This is a genomic window from Candidatus Krumholzibacteriota bacterium, assembly GCA_016931295.1.
Lineage (GTDB): Bacteria > Krumholzibacteriota > Krumholzibacteriia > Krumholzibacteriales > Krumholzibacteriaceae > JAFGEZ01.
Genome location: JAFGEZ010000040.1, coordinates 1 through 16,254 on the forward strand (window position 1 = coordinate 1; position 16,254 = coordinate 16,254).

General features: G+C 67.1%; 20 protein-coding genes. 18 read left to right on the forward strand and 2 right to left on the reverse strand.

The window, feature by feature from the left end:
• Together JW876_10320 and JW876_10325 are read left to right on the forward strand one after the other, a co-directional pair.
• On the forward strand, window positions 1-318 hold a 318-nt coding region (locus JW876_10320), incomplete at its 5' end, for a 4Fe-4S binding protein (protein MBN1885901.1).
• Window positions 319-397: 79 nt separating this feature from the next.
• On the forward strand, window positions 398-1,270 hold the full coding sequence (locus JW876_10325) for a lysophospholipid acyltransferase family protein (GenBank protein ID MBN1885902.1): 873 nt from the start codon (window positions 398-400) through the stop codon (window positions 1,268-1,270).
• Here the strand turns inward: JW876_10325 and JW876_10330 are convergent.
• Window positions 1,267-1,599 carry a DUF3467 domain-containing protein gene (locus JW876_10330; protein ID MBN1885903.1) on the reverse strand — a complete coding sequence of 111 codons (333 nt, stop codon included), beginning with the start codon at window positions 1,597-1,599 and terminating at the stop codon, window positions 1,267-1,269. The genes JW876_10325 and JW876_10330 overlap by 4 nt on opposite strands.
• 376 nt (window positions 1,600-1,975) lie before the next feature.
• Between JW876_10330 and rfaE1 the strand changes: the two genes are divergently transcribed.
• The 16 genes from rfaE1 (at window position 1,976) to JW876_10410 (ending at window position 14,787) form a co-directional block, all read left to right on the forward strand.
• Window positions 1,976-2,917, forward strand: a complete 942-nt coding sequence (gene rfaE1 / locus JW876_10335) for a D-glycero-beta-D-manno-heptose-7-phosphate kinase (GenBank protein ID MBN1885904.1) — start codon at window positions 1,976-1,978, stop codon at window positions 2,915-2,917.
• 5 nt (window positions 2,918-2,922) lie between these two features.
• On the forward strand, window positions 2,923-3,414 hold the full coding sequence (gene rfaE2 / locus JW876_10340; GenBank protein MBN1885905.1) for a D-glycero-beta-D-manno-heptose 1-phosphate adenylyltransferase: 492 nt from the start codon (window positions 2,923-2,925) through the stop codon (window positions 3,412-3,414).
• A gap of 66 nt (window positions 3,415-3,480) precedes the next feature.
• Entirely contained in the window at window positions 3,481-4,797 is a 1,317-nt protein-coding gene (locus JW876_10345; GenBank protein MBN1885906.1) for a GTPase, read from the forward strand.
• A gap of 63 nt (window positions 4,798-4,860) precedes the next feature.
• Entirely contained in the window at window positions 4,861-6,021 is a 1,161-nt protein-coding gene (gene sucC / locus JW876_10350) for an ADP-forming succinate--CoA ligase subunit beta (protein ID MBN1885907.1), read from the forward strand.
• Window positions 6,018-6,890 (forward strand): succinate--CoA ligase subunit alpha, encoded by an 873-nt coding sequence (sucD, locus tag JW876_10355; protein MBN1885908.1) that lies wholly within the window; start codon window positions 6,018-6,020, stop codon window positions 6,888-6,890. The genes sucC and sucD overlap by 4 nt, the downstream gene beginning before the upstream one ends.
• A 41-nt stretch (window positions 6,891-6,931) precedes the next feature.
• Complete coding sequence (gene ndk, locus JW876_10360; GenBank protein ID MBN1885909.1) at window positions 6,932-7,336, forward strand: nucleoside-diphosphate kinase; 405 nt, start codon at window positions 6,932-6,934, stop codon at window positions 7,334-7,336.
• Between the two features lie 33 nt (window positions 7,337-7,369).
• Complete coding sequence (locus tag JW876_10365) at window positions 7,370-7,888, forward strand: DUF177 domain-containing protein (protein ID MBN1885910.1); 519 nt, start codon at window positions 7,370-7,372, stop codon at window positions 7,886-7,888.
• 31 nt (window positions 7,889-7,919) lie between these two features.
• Window positions 7,920-8,108: a 50S ribosomal protein L32 gene (rpmF, locus tag JW876_10370; protein MBN1885911.1), complete on the forward strand. Its 189-nt coding sequence runs from the start codon at window positions 7,920-7,922 to the stop codon at window positions 8,106-8,108.
• A gap of 52 nt (window positions 8,109-8,160) precedes the next feature.
• Window positions 8,161-9,162, forward strand: a complete 1,002-nt coding sequence (gene plsX / locus JW876_10375; GenBank protein MBN1885912.1) for a phosphate acyltransferase PlsX — start codon at window positions 8,161-8,163, stop codon at window positions 9,160-9,162.
• A 38-nt stretch (window positions 9,163-9,200) separates the two neighbouring features.
• The gene (locus JW876_10380) at window positions 9,201-10,157 is read left to right on the forward strand and encodes a ketoacyl-ACP synthase III (protein ID MBN1885913.1); all 957 of its coding nucleotides are present in this window, start codon (window positions 9,201-9,203) and stop codon (window positions 10,155-10,157) included.
• Between the two features lie 20 nt (window positions 10,158-10,177).
• Window positions 10,178-11,125, forward strand: coding sequence for an ACP S-malonyltransferase (fabD, locus tag JW876_10385; protein ID MBN1885914.1), 948 nt, complete (start codon window positions 10,178-10,180; stop codon window positions 11,123-11,125).
• A 76-nt stretch (window positions 11,126-11,201) separates the two neighbouring features.
• A complete protein-coding gene (gene fabG / locus JW876_10390; GenBank protein MBN1885915.1) occupies window positions 11,202-11,948 on the forward strand; it encodes a 3-oxoacyl-[acyl-carrier-protein] reductase in 747 nt (248 codons plus the stop codon).
• Window positions 11,949-11,977: 29 nt separating this feature from the next.
• A complete protein-coding gene (gene acpP / locus JW876_10395) occupies window positions 11,978-12,211 on the forward strand; it encodes an acyl carrier protein (GenBank protein ID MBN1885916.1) in 234 nt (77 codons plus the stop codon).
• A gap of 56 nt (window positions 12,212-12,267) precedes the next feature.
• Window positions 12,268-13,515: a beta-ketoacyl-ACP synthase II gene (gene fabF / locus JW876_10400; GenBank protein MBN1885917.1), complete on the forward strand. Its 1,248-nt coding sequence runs from the start codon at window positions 12,268-12,270 to the stop codon at window positions 13,513-13,515.
• 11 nt (window positions 13,516-13,526) lie between these two features.
• A complete protein-coding gene (gene rnc / locus JW876_10405) occupies window positions 13,527-14,312 on the forward strand; it encodes a ribonuclease III (GenBank protein MBN1885918.1) in 786 nt (261 codons plus the stop codon).
• Entirely contained in the window at window positions 14,302-14,787 is a 486-nt protein-coding gene (locus tag JW876_10410; GenBank protein MBN1885919.1) for a hypothetical protein, read from the forward strand. Before rnc ends, JW876_10410 begins: the two co-directional genes overlap by 11 nt.
• A 16-nt stretch (window positions 14,788-14,803) precedes the next feature.
• Here the strand turns inward: JW876_10410 and JW876_10415 are convergent, their stop codons facing one another.
• Window positions 14,804-16,114: a hypothetical protein gene (locus JW876_10415; protein MBN1885920.1), complete on the reverse strand. Its 1,311-nt coding sequence runs from the start codon at window positions 16,112-16,114 to the stop codon at window positions 14,804-14,806.
• Window positions 16,115-16,254 lie beyond the last annotated feature (140 nt).

The window sequence follows — 16,254 nt, forward strand, 5'->3', positions numbered from 1 at the left end:
ATCGACTGCGTCGGCGACGGGGCGGATGTGCGCGCCGGGGGGTTCGCGCTCCCCTCCAACAAGGGGCTCAGGCTCGTCCCCGAGTGGCTCGCCAAGCTCGTCGCGCCGCTGGTGTGGGTGCAGCCGGCGATCGTCCCCGAACGGTGCGTGGGGTGCGGCTTCTGCGCGGAGAGCTGCCCCGTGGACGCGATCGACCGCGACGGCGACGTCTACCGCATCGACCGGCGCCGGTGCGTGCAGTGCATGTGCTGCCACGAGCTCTGCCCGCACCGGAGCATCGATATTCGGATGAGCCGGCTCGCCCGCCTCTTCCGCTGAGCGGAACGGGCGCCTGAACGAAGGAGGCGCGGCCACGAAACGCTGGAAACGGATACGGCACCGGCTCGAGCTGGCGGGCGTGAAGCTGCTCGTCTTCCTGCCGCGGCTGTTGCCCATGCGCGCGGCCGTCCGCGTCGGCGGCCTGCTCGGGATCGTCGCCTTCGACGTCGTGCGCATCAGGCGGGCGGTGACCCTCGCCAACCTCGAGCGGGCCCTCGGCGACGTCCTCGACCGGCGCGCGCGGATCAGGACGGGGCGGCGCTCATACGTCAATTTCGCGAAGTCGATGGTCGAGTTCGCCTCGCTCGGGCGGCTCGGCGCCGGCAGGGTCCTCGATCTCGTCTCCTTCGCCGGGCGAGAGCACGCCGACGACGTCCTCGCGCGCGGCGGGGCGATCGTCGTCACGGGGCACTTCGGTTCGTGGGAGCTCCTCGGCGCCGCGGCGGCCGCCGCCGGGATGCCGGTCGAATTCCTCGTGGGAGAGCAGCAGAACCGGATGGTCGACGGCCTGATGAACGATCTGCGGCGCTCTGCGGGGATCGGGATCATCCCGCGCGGGGTGGCGGCGCGGGGGATCTTCGCCGCGCTGAAACGCGGACACCTGGTCGCCCTGCTGAGCGACCAGGAGGCCCGCCGGGGCGCGGGCGTCATCGTGGATTTCTTCGGGATCCCGTCGTCGACCTATCCCGGCGCCGCGCAATTCGCCTACCGCGCGGGCAAGCCGATCCTCTTCTGCTATATCGTGCGCCGGCCCGACGAGACGCACGAGGCGGTCTTCTTGCCGCCGATCGAGGTCGATCCGTCGGCCGAGCGCGAAACCGAGGTTCTGCGGCTCACCGCCGCGCACGCCGCGGCGCTCGAAGCGGCGATCAGGAAGCACCCGGACCACTGGCTCTGGGCGCACAAGCGATGGAAGACCTCGCCGCCGGCAGGCGGGCTCCCGGCCGGCTAGTGCATCTTGCTCTTCCCCGAATCCGATCCCGGATGGAATCCCATCGGCGACGCGCCGCCCGGGCCGCCCGGAGGCGCGATCGGGCCGAAGTTCTTCTCGTACTGCTCCACGGTGCGGCTCAGGACGATGAGGAGGGATTTCGCCGACTGCGGCGTCATGATGATCCGCGAGTGCACCCGCGCCTTCTTGAAGCCGGGGAGCATCCGGGCGAAATCGAGGATGAACTCCGAGGCGGTATGGGCGGTAACGACGAAATTCGAATAGGTCCCCTCGGCGGCCTTCTCGTCGATCTCGACCGGGAGGGATGTCTGCTTCTGCTCCGTGTCCATGCGCTGGCGATCCTTTCTTCCGGGCCTTCCACGTTCCCCGCGTTCCCCGTAATGATATACCCGTTCGCCGGCGGGCCGGTCAACACGGGAATCGGCCGCCGGCAAACCGGCCCCCGGCATCCGGGCAGGCCGCCAGGTGAGCGGCGTTTCGCCGGGGACCGTTCCGGCAGCGGCCGCGGCGGCTCCGCGGGCCGGAAGTCGCGCCGCCCGGCGGGTGAATACTCCTTGAAAAGCGATCAAGCTCCGGGTATATTGTCCCCTGTTCGGTTGTGTGTTATGTCGCAATTCGACAGACAAATCTGTCCGGCGATTCCGGTATAGAAAACGGCGGCGAGGAATGTTGCGGCGAAGAACGGTTCGCGGTATCTGCGGGAAGATGACTCGATCGGCAGTCGCCGTCGTCGGCGATCTCATGCTCGACCGGTATCTCTGGGGGCGGGTCGACCGGATCAGCCCCGAGGCGCCGGTCCCCGTCGTCGCCGTCGACGGCACGGGCTCCCGTCCGGGTGGCGCGGCCAACGTCGCCTGGAACCTCGTCTCCCTCGGCATCGACGCGCGGCTCGTCGGCGTGGTCGGCCGCGACGCCGCCGCGCGCGAGATGCGGGCACTGATCGCCGAGCGCGGAATCGAACCCGGTTTCATCATCGCCGACGGCGAGCGGGTGACGACGGAGAAGATCCGGATCGTCGCGCACAACCAGCAGGTCGTCCGCGCCGATTTCGAGACGGGCGGGGAGCCGGGAAGCCGGGCGCTCGGACGGTTGCTCGCGGCAATCCGGCGAGCGATCGACGGCGCCGATGCCGTCGTCGTTTCCGACTACGGCAAGGGCGTGGTGACCGGTCCCGTGATGGACGCGGTCCGCGAGGCGGCCGCCGCGCGCGGCGTGCCGATCCTCGTCGACCCCAAGGAAGGGCATTTCTCGCTCTACCGCGGGGCGTACGTGGTCACGCCGAACCGCAAGGAAGCGGGGGGGTTCTACAACCGCCGGATCGGGACGGCCGCCGAGCTCGACGAGGTGGGTCGGGCCCTCCTCGACGATCTCGAGGCCGCGGCGATTCTCGTGACGCTCGGCGAGGACGGCATGACCCTCTTCGAGCGCGGCGAGCGGCCGCGCCACTTCCCGACGAGGGCGAGCGAGGTCTTCGACGTGACCGGCGCGGGGGATACGGTGGTCGGCGTCCTCGCGGCGGGGCTCGCCGCCGGGGCCGGCCTGCACCGTTCCATAGAGCTGGCCAACGCCGCGGCGGGGATCGTCGTCCGGGAGGTCGGCACGGCCACCGTCGGGCGCGCCGAACTCGAACGTTCCTTTCCCGCGTGAGAGAGATGGAAGAGGCAACCGAACGCATCGTGCAGAGAGAGGACCTGCCCCGGCTGCGAGAGCGGCACGCCGGCGAGCGGATCGTCTTCACGAACGGCTGTTTCGATATCCTGCACCGCGGCCACGTCGAGTTGCTCGCCTCGGCCCGCGAACTGGGCGACCTGCTCGTCGTCGGTCTCAACAGCGACGACTCGGTGCGCCGCCTCGGCAAGGGGGACGGGCGCCCCTTCAACCGGCAGGACGACCGGGCGTACCTGCTCCTCATGCTCAGGTGCGTCGATTGCGTGACGATCTTCGACGAGGACACGCCGCTCGAGACGATCGCCGCGCTCAGGCCCGACGTCCTCGCGAAGGGCGCCGAGTACGCCCCGGGCGAGATCGTCGGGGCCGACATCGTCGAGGAGAACGGGGGGGAGGTCGTGCGGATCGACATGGTCGGCGCGCACTCGACGTCCGCCCTGGTGAGAAGAATACGAGAGGAGGCCGACGCGCCCTGAGCGGGAAGCCGCGGGGCCCGGAGGCCGGAACACGAGCGCAGTTACCATCGGAGGTGAATGGACCGCATGAGCAAGAAGAGGATCGTCATCATGGGTGCCGCAGGAAGGGATTTCCACAACTTCAACACGCTCTTCCGCGGCAATGCCGACTACGAGGTCGTCGCATTCACGGCGACGCAGATTCCCGACATCGACGATCGCGTGTACCCCGCGGAACTGGCCGGTGAGCTCTATCCCAAGGGCATTCCCATCAGGCCCGAGGAGGATCTCGGCGAGATCATCGAGAACGAGAACATCGAGGAGGTCCTCTTCGCATACAGCGACGTCTCGAGCCAGTACGTGATGGAGAAGGCGCAGTACGTCAACGCTCTCGGCGCGCATTTCGTTCTCGCCGGCGGCCGGCCGACGATGATCGAGAGCACGAAGCCGGTCGTCTCGATCTGCGCGGTGCGCACCGGCTGCGGCAAGAGCCAGACGACCCGCCGCGTCGCCAGGATCCTTATCGACGCGGGCAAGAAGGTGGCCGCGATCAGGCACCCGATGCCCTACGGCGACCTCGTCGCGCAGAAGGTGCAGCGCTTCGGATCCATCGAGGACCTGGCGAAGCACAAGTGCACGATCGAGGAGATGGAGGAGTACGAGCCGCACATCGAGGCGGGCGTCGTCATCTATTCGGGGGTCGATTACGAGGCGATCCTCCGCGAGGCCGAGAAGGAGGCCGACGTGATCCTCTGGGACGGCGGCAACAACGACCTGCCCTTCTACCGTCCCGACCTCGCCATCACCGTCGTCGATCCGCACCGGCCGGGCCACGAGCTCGAGTACTACCCCGGGTTCGCGAACCTGCTCATGGCCGACGTCATCGTCATCAACAAGATCGACACGGCCGATCTCTGCGGCATCGAGGAGGTCCGCTCGAACATCGCCCAGGTCAATCCCGACGCGATGGTCGTCGATGCGGCCTCGCCGCTCGTCGTCGACCATCCCGAGCTGATCGCGGGGAGAAAGGTCCTCTGCGTCGAGGACGGACCCACCCTGACGCACGGCGGGATGAAGTACGGCGCCGGCGTCATGGCGGCCCTGAAGTTCCAGGCCGCCGAGCTGGTCGATCCGCGTCCGTGGGCCACGGGCAAGATCGCGCGCACCTTCCGGCGGTATCCGGACGTGGGCGAGCTGCTCCCGGCGATGGGCTACGACGCCGACCAGATCAAGGATCTCGAGAAGACGATCGCCGCCACCGAGTGCGACACGGTGATCATCGGCACGCCGATCGACCTCACGAGGATCGTCAGGATCGACAAGCCCACCGTGCGGGTGAGCTACGATCTGGACGAGATCGGCCACCCGGATCTCGTCGACGCGCTGAAACCGATCCTCTCGTAGCCCGAGTTCGTCCGGCCCGGACGACCGACGGTTCGATCGATCGCAGAATACAGGGGGTTGCCCGTGAAAATGCACGAAGCGGACGCACGCGGCGTCTTCGCCGCCCACGGCCTGCCCGTGCCGCCGAGCCGGCTCGTCTGGACGGCGGACGAGGCGGAGGCGGCCGCCGGCGAGCTCGGTTGCCCGGTCGTCGTCAAGGCGCAGGTCCTCGTGGGCGGACGGGGCAAGGCGGGGGGCGTCAAGCTCGCCTCGACTCCCGGGGAGGCGGCCGCGAAGGCGGAGGCGATCCTCGGCATGGAGATCAAGGGCCTGCGCGTCGAGAAGGTCCTCGTGGCGAAGGCGGTGGACATCGCCGAGGAGTTCTACGTGGGCATGGTGATCGACAGGATCACCCGGCGGCCGATGATGATGGTCTCGCCCGAGGGGGGCGTCGACATCGAGGAAGTCGCCCGGACGGCGCCGGAGAAGATCCTCAAGACCACCATCGATCCCTCCGCCGGCCTGCTCGCCTTCCAGCTGCGCAGGCAGGCGGCATTCCTCTCGGGCGACCGCGACGTCGCCCGGCAGGTCGCCGGCGTGCTCCCGCGTCTCTTCGACGCCTTCATGGCGGTCGACGCCTCGCTCGCGGAGATCAACCCCCTCGTCGTCGATCCGGCGGGGAAGGTCTGGGCGATCGACGCGAAGATCAACATCGACGACAACGCCCTCTACCGGCAGCCGGCGATCGCCGACCTCCGCGACGACGCCGATGCCGATCCGGGCGAGGTCGAGTCGAGAGAGCACGGCCTCTCCTTCGTGAAGCTCGACGGCGGGATCGGCTGCATCGTCAACGGCGCCGGGCTCGCCATGGCCACGATGGACATGATCAAGCACTTCGGCGCGGAACCGGCCAATTTCCTCGACATCGGCGGTTCCTCGAGCCCGGAGAAGGTCCTCGCCGCGATGAAGATCATCCTCCGCGACCCGAACGTCCGCTCGATCCTCATCAACATCTTCGGCGGGATCACCCGGTGCGACGACGTCGCGCTCGGGATCATCGAGGCGAAAAAGCAGCTCGGCATCGAGGTGCCCCTCGTCGTCCGTCTCACCGGGACGAACGAGGAACGGGCCCGAGAGCTGCTCGCCGGCACCGACCTCGTTCCCGCCGCCTCCATGGAGGAAGGCGTGCGGAAGGCCATCGACGTCGCCCGCGGCAGCGCCGGCGAGAAAGGGAGGGACGCATGAGCATCCTCGTCGACAGGGAGACGCGGCTCGTCGTCCAGGGCATCACGGGGCGCGACGGCGCATTCCATACGGCGCAGATGATCGAGTACGGGACGCGGGTCGTCGCCGGCGTCACCCCCGGCAAGGGCGGGCAGACGACCGGAGACGGGGTACCCGTGTTCGACTACGTGGACGAGGCGGTTCGCGAAACCGGCGCGAACACGAGCGTGATATACGTTCCGGCGGCCTTCGCCGCCGATGCCGCATGCGAGGCGGCCGACGCCGGGATCTCTCTCGTCGTCTGCATCTCCGAGGGGATCCCCGTCAAGGACATGGTGCGCGTGCTGCCCTACGTCCGGGCGCGGGGCGCGCGGCTCCTCGGCCCGAACAGCCCGGGAGTCATATCGCCCGGGAAGGCGAAGGTCGGCATCATGCCCGGCCACATCCATCTCGAGGGCCGAGTGGGAATCGTCTCTCGCAGTGGCACGCTCACCTACGAGGTGGTGTATCATCTGACGAAGGCGGGGATCGGGCAGTCCACCTGCCTCGGCGTCGGCGGCGATCCCGTCGTCGGCCTGAACCTGCTCGACACGATGGATCTCTTCGCCGCGGACGGGGAGACCGACGCGGTGGTCATCATCGGGGAGATCGGCGGGAACGACGAGGAGCTCGCCGCGGAGAAGATACGCGCCGGCTACCCGAAGAAGACGGTCGCGTTCATCGCCGGCCGCACCGCGCCCCCGGGCAAGCGGATGGGACACGCCGGGGCGATCGTCACCGGCGGCACCGGCACCGCCGCCGAGAAGACGGCCGCCTTCGAGGCCGCCGGGGTGGCGGTGGCCGACACGCCGGCCGGGATCGCCGACATCGTGAAATCATTTCCGGCGTAGCGGAGAGCGCGATCGCCGGCATCGAGAAAACGGAGGAAGACGTGCAGAAGACCTACATGATGATCAAGCCCGAGGCCGTGCAGGCCGGGAAACAGGGGGAGATCATCGATTTCGTGCTCAGGAACGGATTTGCCATCACGCAAATGAAGCTCTTCCGCTTCGACCGGGAGCAGGCCGGCGAATTCTACGGCGTGCACCGGGAGAAGCCCTTCTTCGCGGACCTGATCGAGTACATCACCGGCGGACCGGTCATCGGGATGCAGGTCGAGAAGGAGGAAGCCGTCACCCTGGTGCGGGAACTCGTCGGGGCGACGAATCCCGCCGACGCGCGTCCGGGCACGATCCGGTACATGTACGGGACGAGTCTCCAGGCCAACGCGGTGCATGCCTCGGACGCCCCGGAGACCGCCGAAAAAGAACTTGCGATCGTCTTCGGTGACGATTAATATAAGCGCTTTATGAATCAGGACGTTACCAGAATGGAACTCGACCTCGGCCACAGCGCCGACCGGGACGGGTTTTCTTTCCGGGAGACGTTCACCCTCCCGACCGAGGAGGGGGGGGAAGCGCTCTGCGCGGTCGCCGTCGAGGGGACCTCGTCGAGGACGGGGAGCCGGTACTACGTCGACGCCGCCGTCACGGGCACCCTGACGGTCGATTGCTCGCGATGCCTCGGGCCGTACGAGCATCCCGTGGACGTGGCGTTCAGGCTCGTGCTCCAGCGAGGGGCGCACGACGCGCCGCCGGAGAGCATCGAGGACGACGATTTCGTTTTCCTGGACGAGAGGGCCGAGTACGCGTTCGATCTCTTCCCGCGCGTGCGGGAGGCGGTCATTCTCGACCTGCCCATCCGCTTTCTCTGCGACGACGGATGCCGGGGTCTGTGCCCGGCCTGCGGCGCCAACCTGAACGAGGGCGACTGCGGCTGCGAACGCGAGGAGGGGGATCCGCGCTGGGGGGCGCTGAGAAAACTGTTGAACCGCTCGGACGAGAGTTGAATATTGCCCGGAACCGGAAGGAGACACGGAAATGGCCGTACCGAAACGGAGAACGTCGAAATCCAAGAAACGGATGCGGCGCTCGCACTACAAGGCGGCGGCGCCGACCGTGACGAAGTGTTCGCATTGCCACCAGGCCAAGCCTCCCCACGTCGTGTGTCCGCACTGCGGGTACTACGGCGGGCGGGAAGTCGTCAAACCCGAAGTCGAGGAAGCCTGAGCCGGCCGGCGGCTCGGCGGTGTTTGGTCGAGGGTAGCCCGGTGAGGCGAGGATGAGAATCGGTCTTGACGCAATGGGCGGCGACAACGCGCCGGTGGGTATCATCGACGGCGCGATCGAGGCCGTGCGCGAACGGGACGGGCGGATCGAGGTCGTCCTCGTCGGTCCGGAACGGGTCGTGCGGGAATATCTCGAGGAACACGGGTACGGCGACGATCACATCGAGATCGTCGACGCGCCCGAGACGATCGGGATGAACGAGAGCCCGTCGCAGGCGATCCGGCGCAAGAAGGATTCCTCGATCGTCAGGGCGATGCTCCTGCAGAAGGAGGGCGCGGTCAAGGCCGTCGTGAGCGCCGGGAGCACCGGCGCGGCGGTGGTCTCGTCGCTCTTCTACCTCGGCCGGCTGAACGGGATCGACCGCCCGGCGATCGCTCTCTGGTGGCCGACGAAGACGGGGACGTCAATCATCCTCGACGGGGGCGCCAACGCCGACTGCACGCCGCGGAATTTGCTCCAGTTCGCCGAGATGGGGGCGGTCTACGCGGAATATTTCCTCGGCATGAAATCCCCCCGCGTGGGGCTGCTCTCGAACGGTGAGGAGTCGTCGAAGGGAAACGAGCTCACGCGCGAGGCCCACGCGCTCCTGGCGGCGAGCGATCTCGATTTCGCGGGGAACGTCGAGGGAGGGGACGTGTTCGAGGGAGCCGTCGACGTCGTCGTCACCGACGGTTTCACCGGGAACGTCATGCTGAAGTTTTCCGAGAGCGTCTTCGGCTACTTCAACTGGATGATACGGAAAGGGGTCGATTCGTCCGTGCTGGCGAGGATCGGGGCGGCGATGATGCGGCCCGTGTTCCGCGGGATGAAGCGGAAACTCGACTACGCGGAGTACGGCGGGATGCCGCTGCTCGGCGTGAACGGCGTGACGATCATCGGCCATGGCGGATCGTCCGCCCGCGCGGCGAAGAACGCGATCCTCGCGGCGGAGCGGTTCGTCGAGAGCGGAATCAACGAGCATATCAGGGCACGAACGGAGGAGACGGGGGAGTGACAGGCAAAGCGGGATGCAGGGGCGCGCGAATCGCGGGGATGGGCTACTACGTTCCCGAGCGGGTGCTGACGAATCACGATCTCGAACAGATGGTCGACACGACCGACGAATGGATCGTCACCCGTTCCGGGATCAGGGAACGCCACATCGCGGCGGACGACCAGGCGGCGAGCGATCTCTCGTACGAGGCCGCCCGGAAGGCCCTCGCCGACGCGGACATCGATCCGGCCGATCTCGATCTCATCATCGTCGCATCGGTCACCCCCGACATGTCCTTTCCCGCGACCGGATGCCTGCTGCAGGACCGGCTCGGCGCGACACGGGCCGCGGCCTTCGATCTCAGCGCCGCCTGCTCCGGCTTCATCTACGGGACGAGCGTCGGGCGCGCGATGATCGCCAACGGCCAGGCCGACCGCATCCTCGTGGTGGGCGTCGAGCTCCTCTCGCGGATCACCGACTGGGACGACCGCGCCACCTGCGTCCTCTTCGGCGACGGGGCCGGCGCCGTCGTGCTCGAGCCCTGCGAGCCGGGCGACGGGATCCTCTCCAGCTTCATGCAGAGCGACGGCTCCCTCGGCGACCTGCTCTACCGGCCGGGGGGCGGTTCGCGGATGCCCTTGACCGAGGAACGGCTGCGGGAGGGGATGCAGTACACGAAGATGAAGGGGAACGACCTCTTCAAGTACGCCGTCCGCTCGATGGTCGACGCGGCGCACCGGACACTCGGCGACGCGGGGCTGTCGACCGGGGACGTGGATTACCTCATTCCGCACCAGGCGAACATCCGGATCATCGAGGGCGTGAGGAAACGCTTGAAACTGAAGAAGAATCAGGTCATCGTCAACATAGACCGCATCGGCAACACCTCGTCGGCGAGCATCCCGATCGCTCTCGGCGAGATGCGGGAGCAGGGGATGCTGAAGAAGGGCGATCTCGTCATCATGGTCGCCTTCGGCGGGGGGCTCACGTGGGGCTCCGTCCTGTTCCGGGTCTGACGGCAAGGAGACTGAGTACGATGAAGAAGACAGCGATGTTGTTTCCCGGGCAGGGATCGCAGTACGTCGGCATGGGGAAGGATCTCGTCGCGGCCTACCCCCGGATCGCGGAGATCTACAGGGAAGCGGACGAGACCCTCGGCCAGTTCTTCTCGCGCCTCTGCTTCGGCGGCGAGGCGGAGGTCCTCACCGAGACCCGCAACGCGCAGCCGGCGATTCTACTCAACAGCGTCGCCGTCGCGACGATCCTGCGCGAGGAAGGCGGCGTGGAGCCGGCGATCGCGGCCGGGCACAGTCTCGGCGAATACTCGGCCCTCGCGGCGGTCGGCGTGCTCGCGCCGATGGACGCGCTGCGCATCGTGCGCAAGCGCGGCGAGCTGATGTACGAGGCGGGGCTGCGCCAGCCCGGCACGATGGCGGCGATCATCGGCCTGGAGGCGGAGACGGTCGAGGAGATCTGCCGCGCCGCGTCGACGGGCGAAGAGACGGTCGTCATCGCCAATCTCAATTCCCCCGGGCAGATCGTCGTCTCCGGGCACATTCCGGCAGTCGAGCGCGCCATGGAATCGGCCACGGCCGCGGGGGCGAAGAAGGCGGTCAAGCTGAACGTCTCCGGCGCCTTCCATTCGCCGCTCGTCGCCTCGGCACAGGATGAGCTCGTCTCCTTCATCGGGCAGTTCGACTTCCATCCCGCCCGTGCGGGAGTCGTTTCGAACGCCGACGCGAAACTCGTCCGCGAGCGCGGCGAGATCGTCGATGCGCTCTCGCGCCAGCTCACCAGCCCCGTGCGATGGACCGAATCGATGCGCGTCCTTCTCGACGGATGGGACGGGGAGATCATGGAGATCGGTCCGGGCAAGGTCCTTTCCGGCCTCATGAAGCGCATCGACCGGTCGCGGCCGGTCGAGACGGTCGGCACGGCCGCGGCGCTCGAGGCGTACGTCGCGCCCGAGGTCGAGATCGCCTGATCTTCTGCTTTACCGGCGACCGAGATTCTGGTATACAGGGGCGTTCCCGGCGCCGCAAGCTGAAGGAATGGATGAGATGAATGGAATGAAGGGAAAAACGGCCATCGTGACCGGCGCGGGCCAGGGGATCGGCAGGGATATCGCCCTGGCGCTCGCCGCGCGGGGTGTCGACACGGCCGTCATCGACGTCAACGCCGCGGGAGCGGAAGAGACGGCGGCGCTCGTCGAACAGGCGGGGGCCGGCTCGCTGGCGCTCGCCTGCGACGTCGGCGACCTGGGACAGGCGCAGGAGTGCGTCGCGAAGACGCTCGCCTGGCGGAAGCAGGTGCACTTCCTCGTGAACAATGCAGGCATCGCGAGGGACAACCTGCTCATCAGGATGAGCGAGGCGGAGTGGGACGCCGTGATCAGGGTGAACCTGACCGGCGCCTTCAACTTCACCAAGGCGATCGCGCGGCACATGTTCAAGATGCGGTGCGGCAGGATCGTGAACATCTCGTCGGTCATCGGCCTCATGGGCAACATCGGCCAGGTCAACTACGCCGCCAGCAAGGCCGGCGTCATCGGCCTGACGAAGTCGGCGGCCAGGGAGATGGCGGCGAGAAACGTCACGGTCAACGCCGTGGCCCCCGGTTTCATCGAGACGGCGATGACGGACGCGCTTCCGGAGAAGGCGCGCGAGGAGATGCTCCGTCTCATTCCGCTCGGAGCGTTCGGAACGGGGCGCGACGTCGCGAACGTCGTCCTCTTCCTGCTCTCCGACATGGGTTCCTATGTCACCGGGCAGGTCCTGCACTGCGACGGCGGCATGGTGATGTCCTGAACGAACGTTTACAGGAGGTACGACGCAAGATGACGATCGAGGAACGGGTAAAGAAAGTCGTCGAGGAGCAGCTTTCGGTCAACGAGGATCAGATCACGCGCGAAGCGTCCTTCATAGACGATCTCGGCGCCGATTCCCTCGACACGGTGGAACTCGTCATGGCTCTCGAGGAGGAATTCGGCATCGAGATCCCCGACGAGGAAGCCGAGAAGATCACGAAGGTCGGCGAGGCCATCGATTACATCGAGGGTCACAGCGAATAATCCGGGGCGCCGGCCTCTGCGCCGGCGCGACCGGCATCAACGATACGGGGGGCGAAGTGTCTGGAAACGGCAGAAGGGTGGTCGTCACCGGTCTCGGGCTCATCAGCCCGTGCGGCAATGATGTCCAGTCGGCATGGGAGGCCGTACTCGCTCGCAGGAGCGGGATCGACAGGATCGGGGCCTTCGACGTCGGCGAGTACACCTCGCAGATCGGCGGCGAGATCAAGGACTTCGATCCGACGACCGTCATCGACAAGAAGGAAGCCCGGCGGATGGACCGCTTCACCCAGCTCGCCATCGCCGCCTCCGTCGAGGCGATGAACTCGGCGGGGCTGGGAGAGGGCGTCGAGGACAGCGACCGGTTCGGGACGATCATCGGCTCGGGGATCGGGGGGATCTACACCTTCGAGACCCAGCACGAGAATCTCATCGCGAAGGGCCCGTCGCGCATCAGCCCCTTCTTCATCCCGATGATGATCTCCGACATGGCAGCCGGCCTCGTGTCGGTGCGATTCGGACTGAAGGGACCGAACTTCTGCACGGTTTCGGCCTGCGCCTCCGGCGGTCACGCGATCGCCACCGCCTGTCTCACCATCAAGCACGGACTCGCGGACGCCGTTCTCACGGGCGGCGCCGAGGCGACGATCTCGCCCATGGCGCTCGGCGGCTTCTGCTCGATGAAGGCGTTGTCCACGCGGAACGACGAGCCGCAGCGGGCAAGCCGGCCCTTCGATCGCGACCGGGACGGCTTCATCATGGCCGAAGGGTCCGGCATGGTCGTCATCGAGGAGCTCGAGCACGCCCGGGCGCGCGGCGCGACGATCCTCGCCGAGCTCGTCGGCATCGGGATGACGGGGGACGCGTACCACATGACCTCGCCCGCTCCCGAAGGGGAGGGGCAGGGACGCGCGATGAAGATGGCGCTCGACGACGCCGGCATCGAGCCGAAGGACGTCGATTACATCAACGCGCACGGCACGTCGACGCAGCTCAACGACCCGGGAGAGGCCGCGGCGATCAGGCGGGTCTTCGGCGAGGGCCCTGCCGCGCCGAAGGTCAGCTCGACCAAGTCGAGCCACGGCCATCTGCTCGGCGCCGCCGCCGGCCACGAACTGGTGATCTGCGTCAGGGCCATCGGGGAGAACATGCTCCCGCCGACGGCGAACCTGGAGAATGTCGATCCGGCGTGCGAGCTCAACCACGTCTTCGAGGCGGAGAAGGCCGAGTTGACGTACGTGATGAGCAACTCCTTCGGATTCGGCGGACACAACGTCAGCCTGCTGCTGAAGCGGTACGGGGAATAGGCCTCGTCGAGATGAAACGCTTGACCGCCATCTTTCGTCGTCTTTTCGGCGCCGGCCGGCCGGCCGCGACCGCCGGCTTCGGCGGATTCGAGAAGAAGATCGGGTATCGTTTCGAAAATGGCGCGTTGCTCCTCGAGGCGCTGACCCACCGGTCGACCCTCGGCGAACTCAGGCCGGGGGAATCGGGGATCACCTACGAACGCTTCGAATTCCTCGGTGACTCGGTGCTCGCGCTCGTCACGAGCGACTATCTCGTGCGGAATTTCCCCGACGAGGACGAGGGGCAGCTCACCCAGAAGAAATCCCTGCTCGTGTCACAGACCGTCCTCGCGAAGAAGGCGGTCGCCATCGACCTCGCCTCGCACATCATCGTCTCCGGCAACGCGTCGCGGGGCGGAGTGGCCGACCAGGACTCCGTGACCGCGGCCGCCCTCGAGGCCGTGATCGGCGCGGTATACCTGGACGGCGGGCTCGAGCCCGCCCGCGACCTCATCGAGGAGCTGATCCTCGATGACATCGACAAGACGCTCGAGCATTCGGATCACATCAACTACAAGAGCCTCATCCAGGAACTCACGCAGTCGCGGTTCAAGACCTATCCGATCTACAAGGTGAGATCCACGTCGGGCCCGGAGCACGACAAGGTCTTCCTCGTCGAGGTGCACGTCGCCGGGCGCATCCGCGGGAAGGGGCGCGGGAAGAGCAAGAAGGACGCCGAGCAGATGGCGGCGAAGAACGCCCTCTCGAACATGCGACACCGCCACCGCGGCAGGCGGGGAGGGAAGAGTGACCGTTAGGAAGGTGAAGCACGCTCCGTTCACCTTCGGCGGGGACCCCGCGGCCTTCTGCGAGGAATGCAGGCTGCCCTGCCGCCTCGACGAGATGCAGGTCGACTGCCACCGCCGGTTCTTTCTCCATGGTCTCGTGAACTGCTCGTACTTCGTCTACGGCCACTGCTTTCTCGTCGACGAGCCCGGCTGCGTCTTCGACAACGGCGGGAAGCACGATTCCTACTGGCTCCAGCTGCTCAACACGTGGTTCCACAACGCCGGCGGAGTGCCCGAGGACGAGGAGTTCCTCCGCCGCCGGGGTGAGGTGGAAGCGCTGATCGAGGAACAGATCACCCGCCAGAACGTCTTCCTCTGCCGGTACCTCGAGGAATACTACAACCGGGTGATGGAGACCGGAGGGGGCCTGGGCGAGAAGATGCTCTCCCGCCTCGACGACGCGTATCTCTCCCTGCTCCGCGGGATCAGACGGAAGACGGACTAGGTCGGTCCGGGACCGCTCAGAAGCGGTATCCCCCCGAGACGACGATCTCCGTGATGTCCCGTTTCTCGGAGAATTCCCCCGTATCCCGATCGAATCCGCCGAAGGCGACGGCTGCGTCGATCAAAAAGACGCGGTCGACGACGGCGCCGATGCCGAAGGTGAAGAGGTGGCGGTCGGTGCCGATCTCGTAGTCGGCCACGATCGATTCGGGCGCGTCGTCGACGATCAGGCTGATCTCGTCGATCGACCGCGTCACGAGCGGCGCGTAGGAGTAGCCGCCCCGGAAACTCATCGCCGGCCAGGGAAGCCTGATCTCCGCGCCGAAACAGAGGTTCCACACGTCGTCCAGCACGTCGCGCCCCGGCGCGAACTCGTCGTCGAGGCGCTGCCCCTCGTATTTCGTCTGGGTCCAGTCGACGTATTCGACGTCGGCCGTGACGAGGACGAGGTCGGTGACGAGGGCGAGACCCCCGCGGAAGCGCATCGGCAGGGTGTAGTCCTCCTCGATGATCCCCCATGCGGGATCGCTTTCCCAGCCGACGTACGGGCCGCTCTTGTAGGTGCCGCTGTAGTCGACGACGCCGTCGCCGTCGTAGCTCAGCCAGGCCGGGCTCGAGACCGTCACGCCGGCCTGGAGCGCCTCGTGGGGAAAGAACATGACGCCGAACTCGAGGGAGACGCCGTCGAGATCGACCTCGACGTCGTCGGTATAGAGGGCGATCGAATCGGTGTCCTCGTAGCGTATCTCGTCGACGATGTCGAGGGACTGTTCCCAGACGACGAGCGCCGCGCCGAGGGCGACGGCGGGAGAAAGGTCCACGCCGATGCCGAACCGGTACTGGTAGATCGTCCCGCTCTGCATGTAGCGGTTCATCGACATCGCGCCGCCGCTCCACAGCCCCGACTTGATCCACTCGAGATCCCCCGTTCCCGCGCGGAAGACGCCGACGCCGAGGACGATGTTGTTGTCCATCTCCTCGTAGGGGAAGACGCCCGCGAGATGCCCGAGGGACGTGTAGGAACCGCCCTGCGCCGAGCGGAGGCCGCCATAGGCGTTGTCGATGTCGACGGACACGTGGTGGATGCCGATCGAGAAGGCGTTCCGATCCACCTGGACGAGGCCGGCGGGATTGTAGACGAGGCCGAAAACGTCGTCCGAGACCGCCGTGTACGCGCCGCCGAGCGCGAAGGGGCGCGCGCCGGTCCGCGTTGGATCCATGATGCCGAACCGTTCCAGCATCACGGCCTGGAACACCTGCGCGCCCGCCGTCCCGTGGATGAGAACGGCCGCGAGCGCCGTCAGAAAAAGGAGTCGTCTCTTTTTCATCGGAAGATCCTTTCATCAGGGCGGGACGCGACCTCCCGCCGCGGCCGGATCGTCATCCGGATCCCTCCGGCGCCGCCGCGCGTCACCACGATCGGGAACCCGGCGACGACAAGTATACCGCTCCGTCCCCGGGGAAGTCA

Coding starts and splice junctions, on each gene's coding strand:
- JW876_10365 (MBN1885910.1), top strand. CDS start 7,370: ATGGAACTCGACCTCGGCCACAGCGCCGACCGGGACGGGTTTTCTTTC.
- sucD (MBN1885908.1), top strand. CDS start 6,018: ATGAGCATCCTCGTCGACAGGGAGACGCGGCTCGTCGTCCAGGGCATC.
- rpmF (MBN1885911.1), top strand. CDS start 7,920: ATGGCCGTACCGAAACGGAGAACGTCGAAATCCAAGAAACGGATGCGG.
- rnc (MBN1885918.1), top strand. CDS start 13,527: ATGAAACGCTTGACCGCCATCTTTCGTCGTCTTTTCGGCGCCGGCCGG.
- JW876_10415 (MBN1885920.1), bottom strand. CDS start 16,114: ATGAAAAAGAGACGACTCCTTTTTCTGACGGCGCTCGCGGCCGTTCTC.
- fabG (MBN1885915.1), top strand. CDS start 11,202: ATGAATGGAATGAAGGGAAAAACGGCCATCGTGACCGGCGCGGGCCAG.
- JW876_10380 (MBN1885913.1), top strand. CDS start 9,201: ATGGGCTACTACGTTCCCGAGCGGGTGCTGACGAATCACGATCTCGAA.
- JW876_10345 (MBN1885906.1), top strand. CDS start 3,481: ATGAGCAAGAAGAGGATCGTCATCATGGGTGCCGCAGGAAGGGATTTC.
- rfaE1 (MBN1885904.1), top strand. CDS start 1,976: ATGACTCGATCGGCAGTCGCCGTCGTCGGCGATCTCATGCTCGACCGG.
- plsX (MBN1885912.1), top strand. CDS start 8,161: ATGAGAATCGGTCTTGACGCAATGGGCGGCGACAACGCGCCGGTGGGT.
- fabD (MBN1885914.1), top strand. CDS start 10,178: ATGAAGAAGACAGCGATGTTGTTTCCCGGGCAGGGATCGCAGTACGTC.
- JW876_10330 (MBN1885903.1), bottom strand. CDS start 1,599: ATGGACACGGAGCAGAAGCAGACATCCCTCCCGGTCGAGATCGACGAG.
- acpP (MBN1885916.1), top strand. CDS start 11,978: ATGACGATCGAGGAACGGGTAAAGAAAGTCGTCGAGGAGCAGCTTTCG.
- rfaE2 (MBN1885905.1), top strand. CDS start 2,923: ATGGAAGAGGCAACCGAACGCATCGTGCAGAGAGAGGACCTGCCCCGG.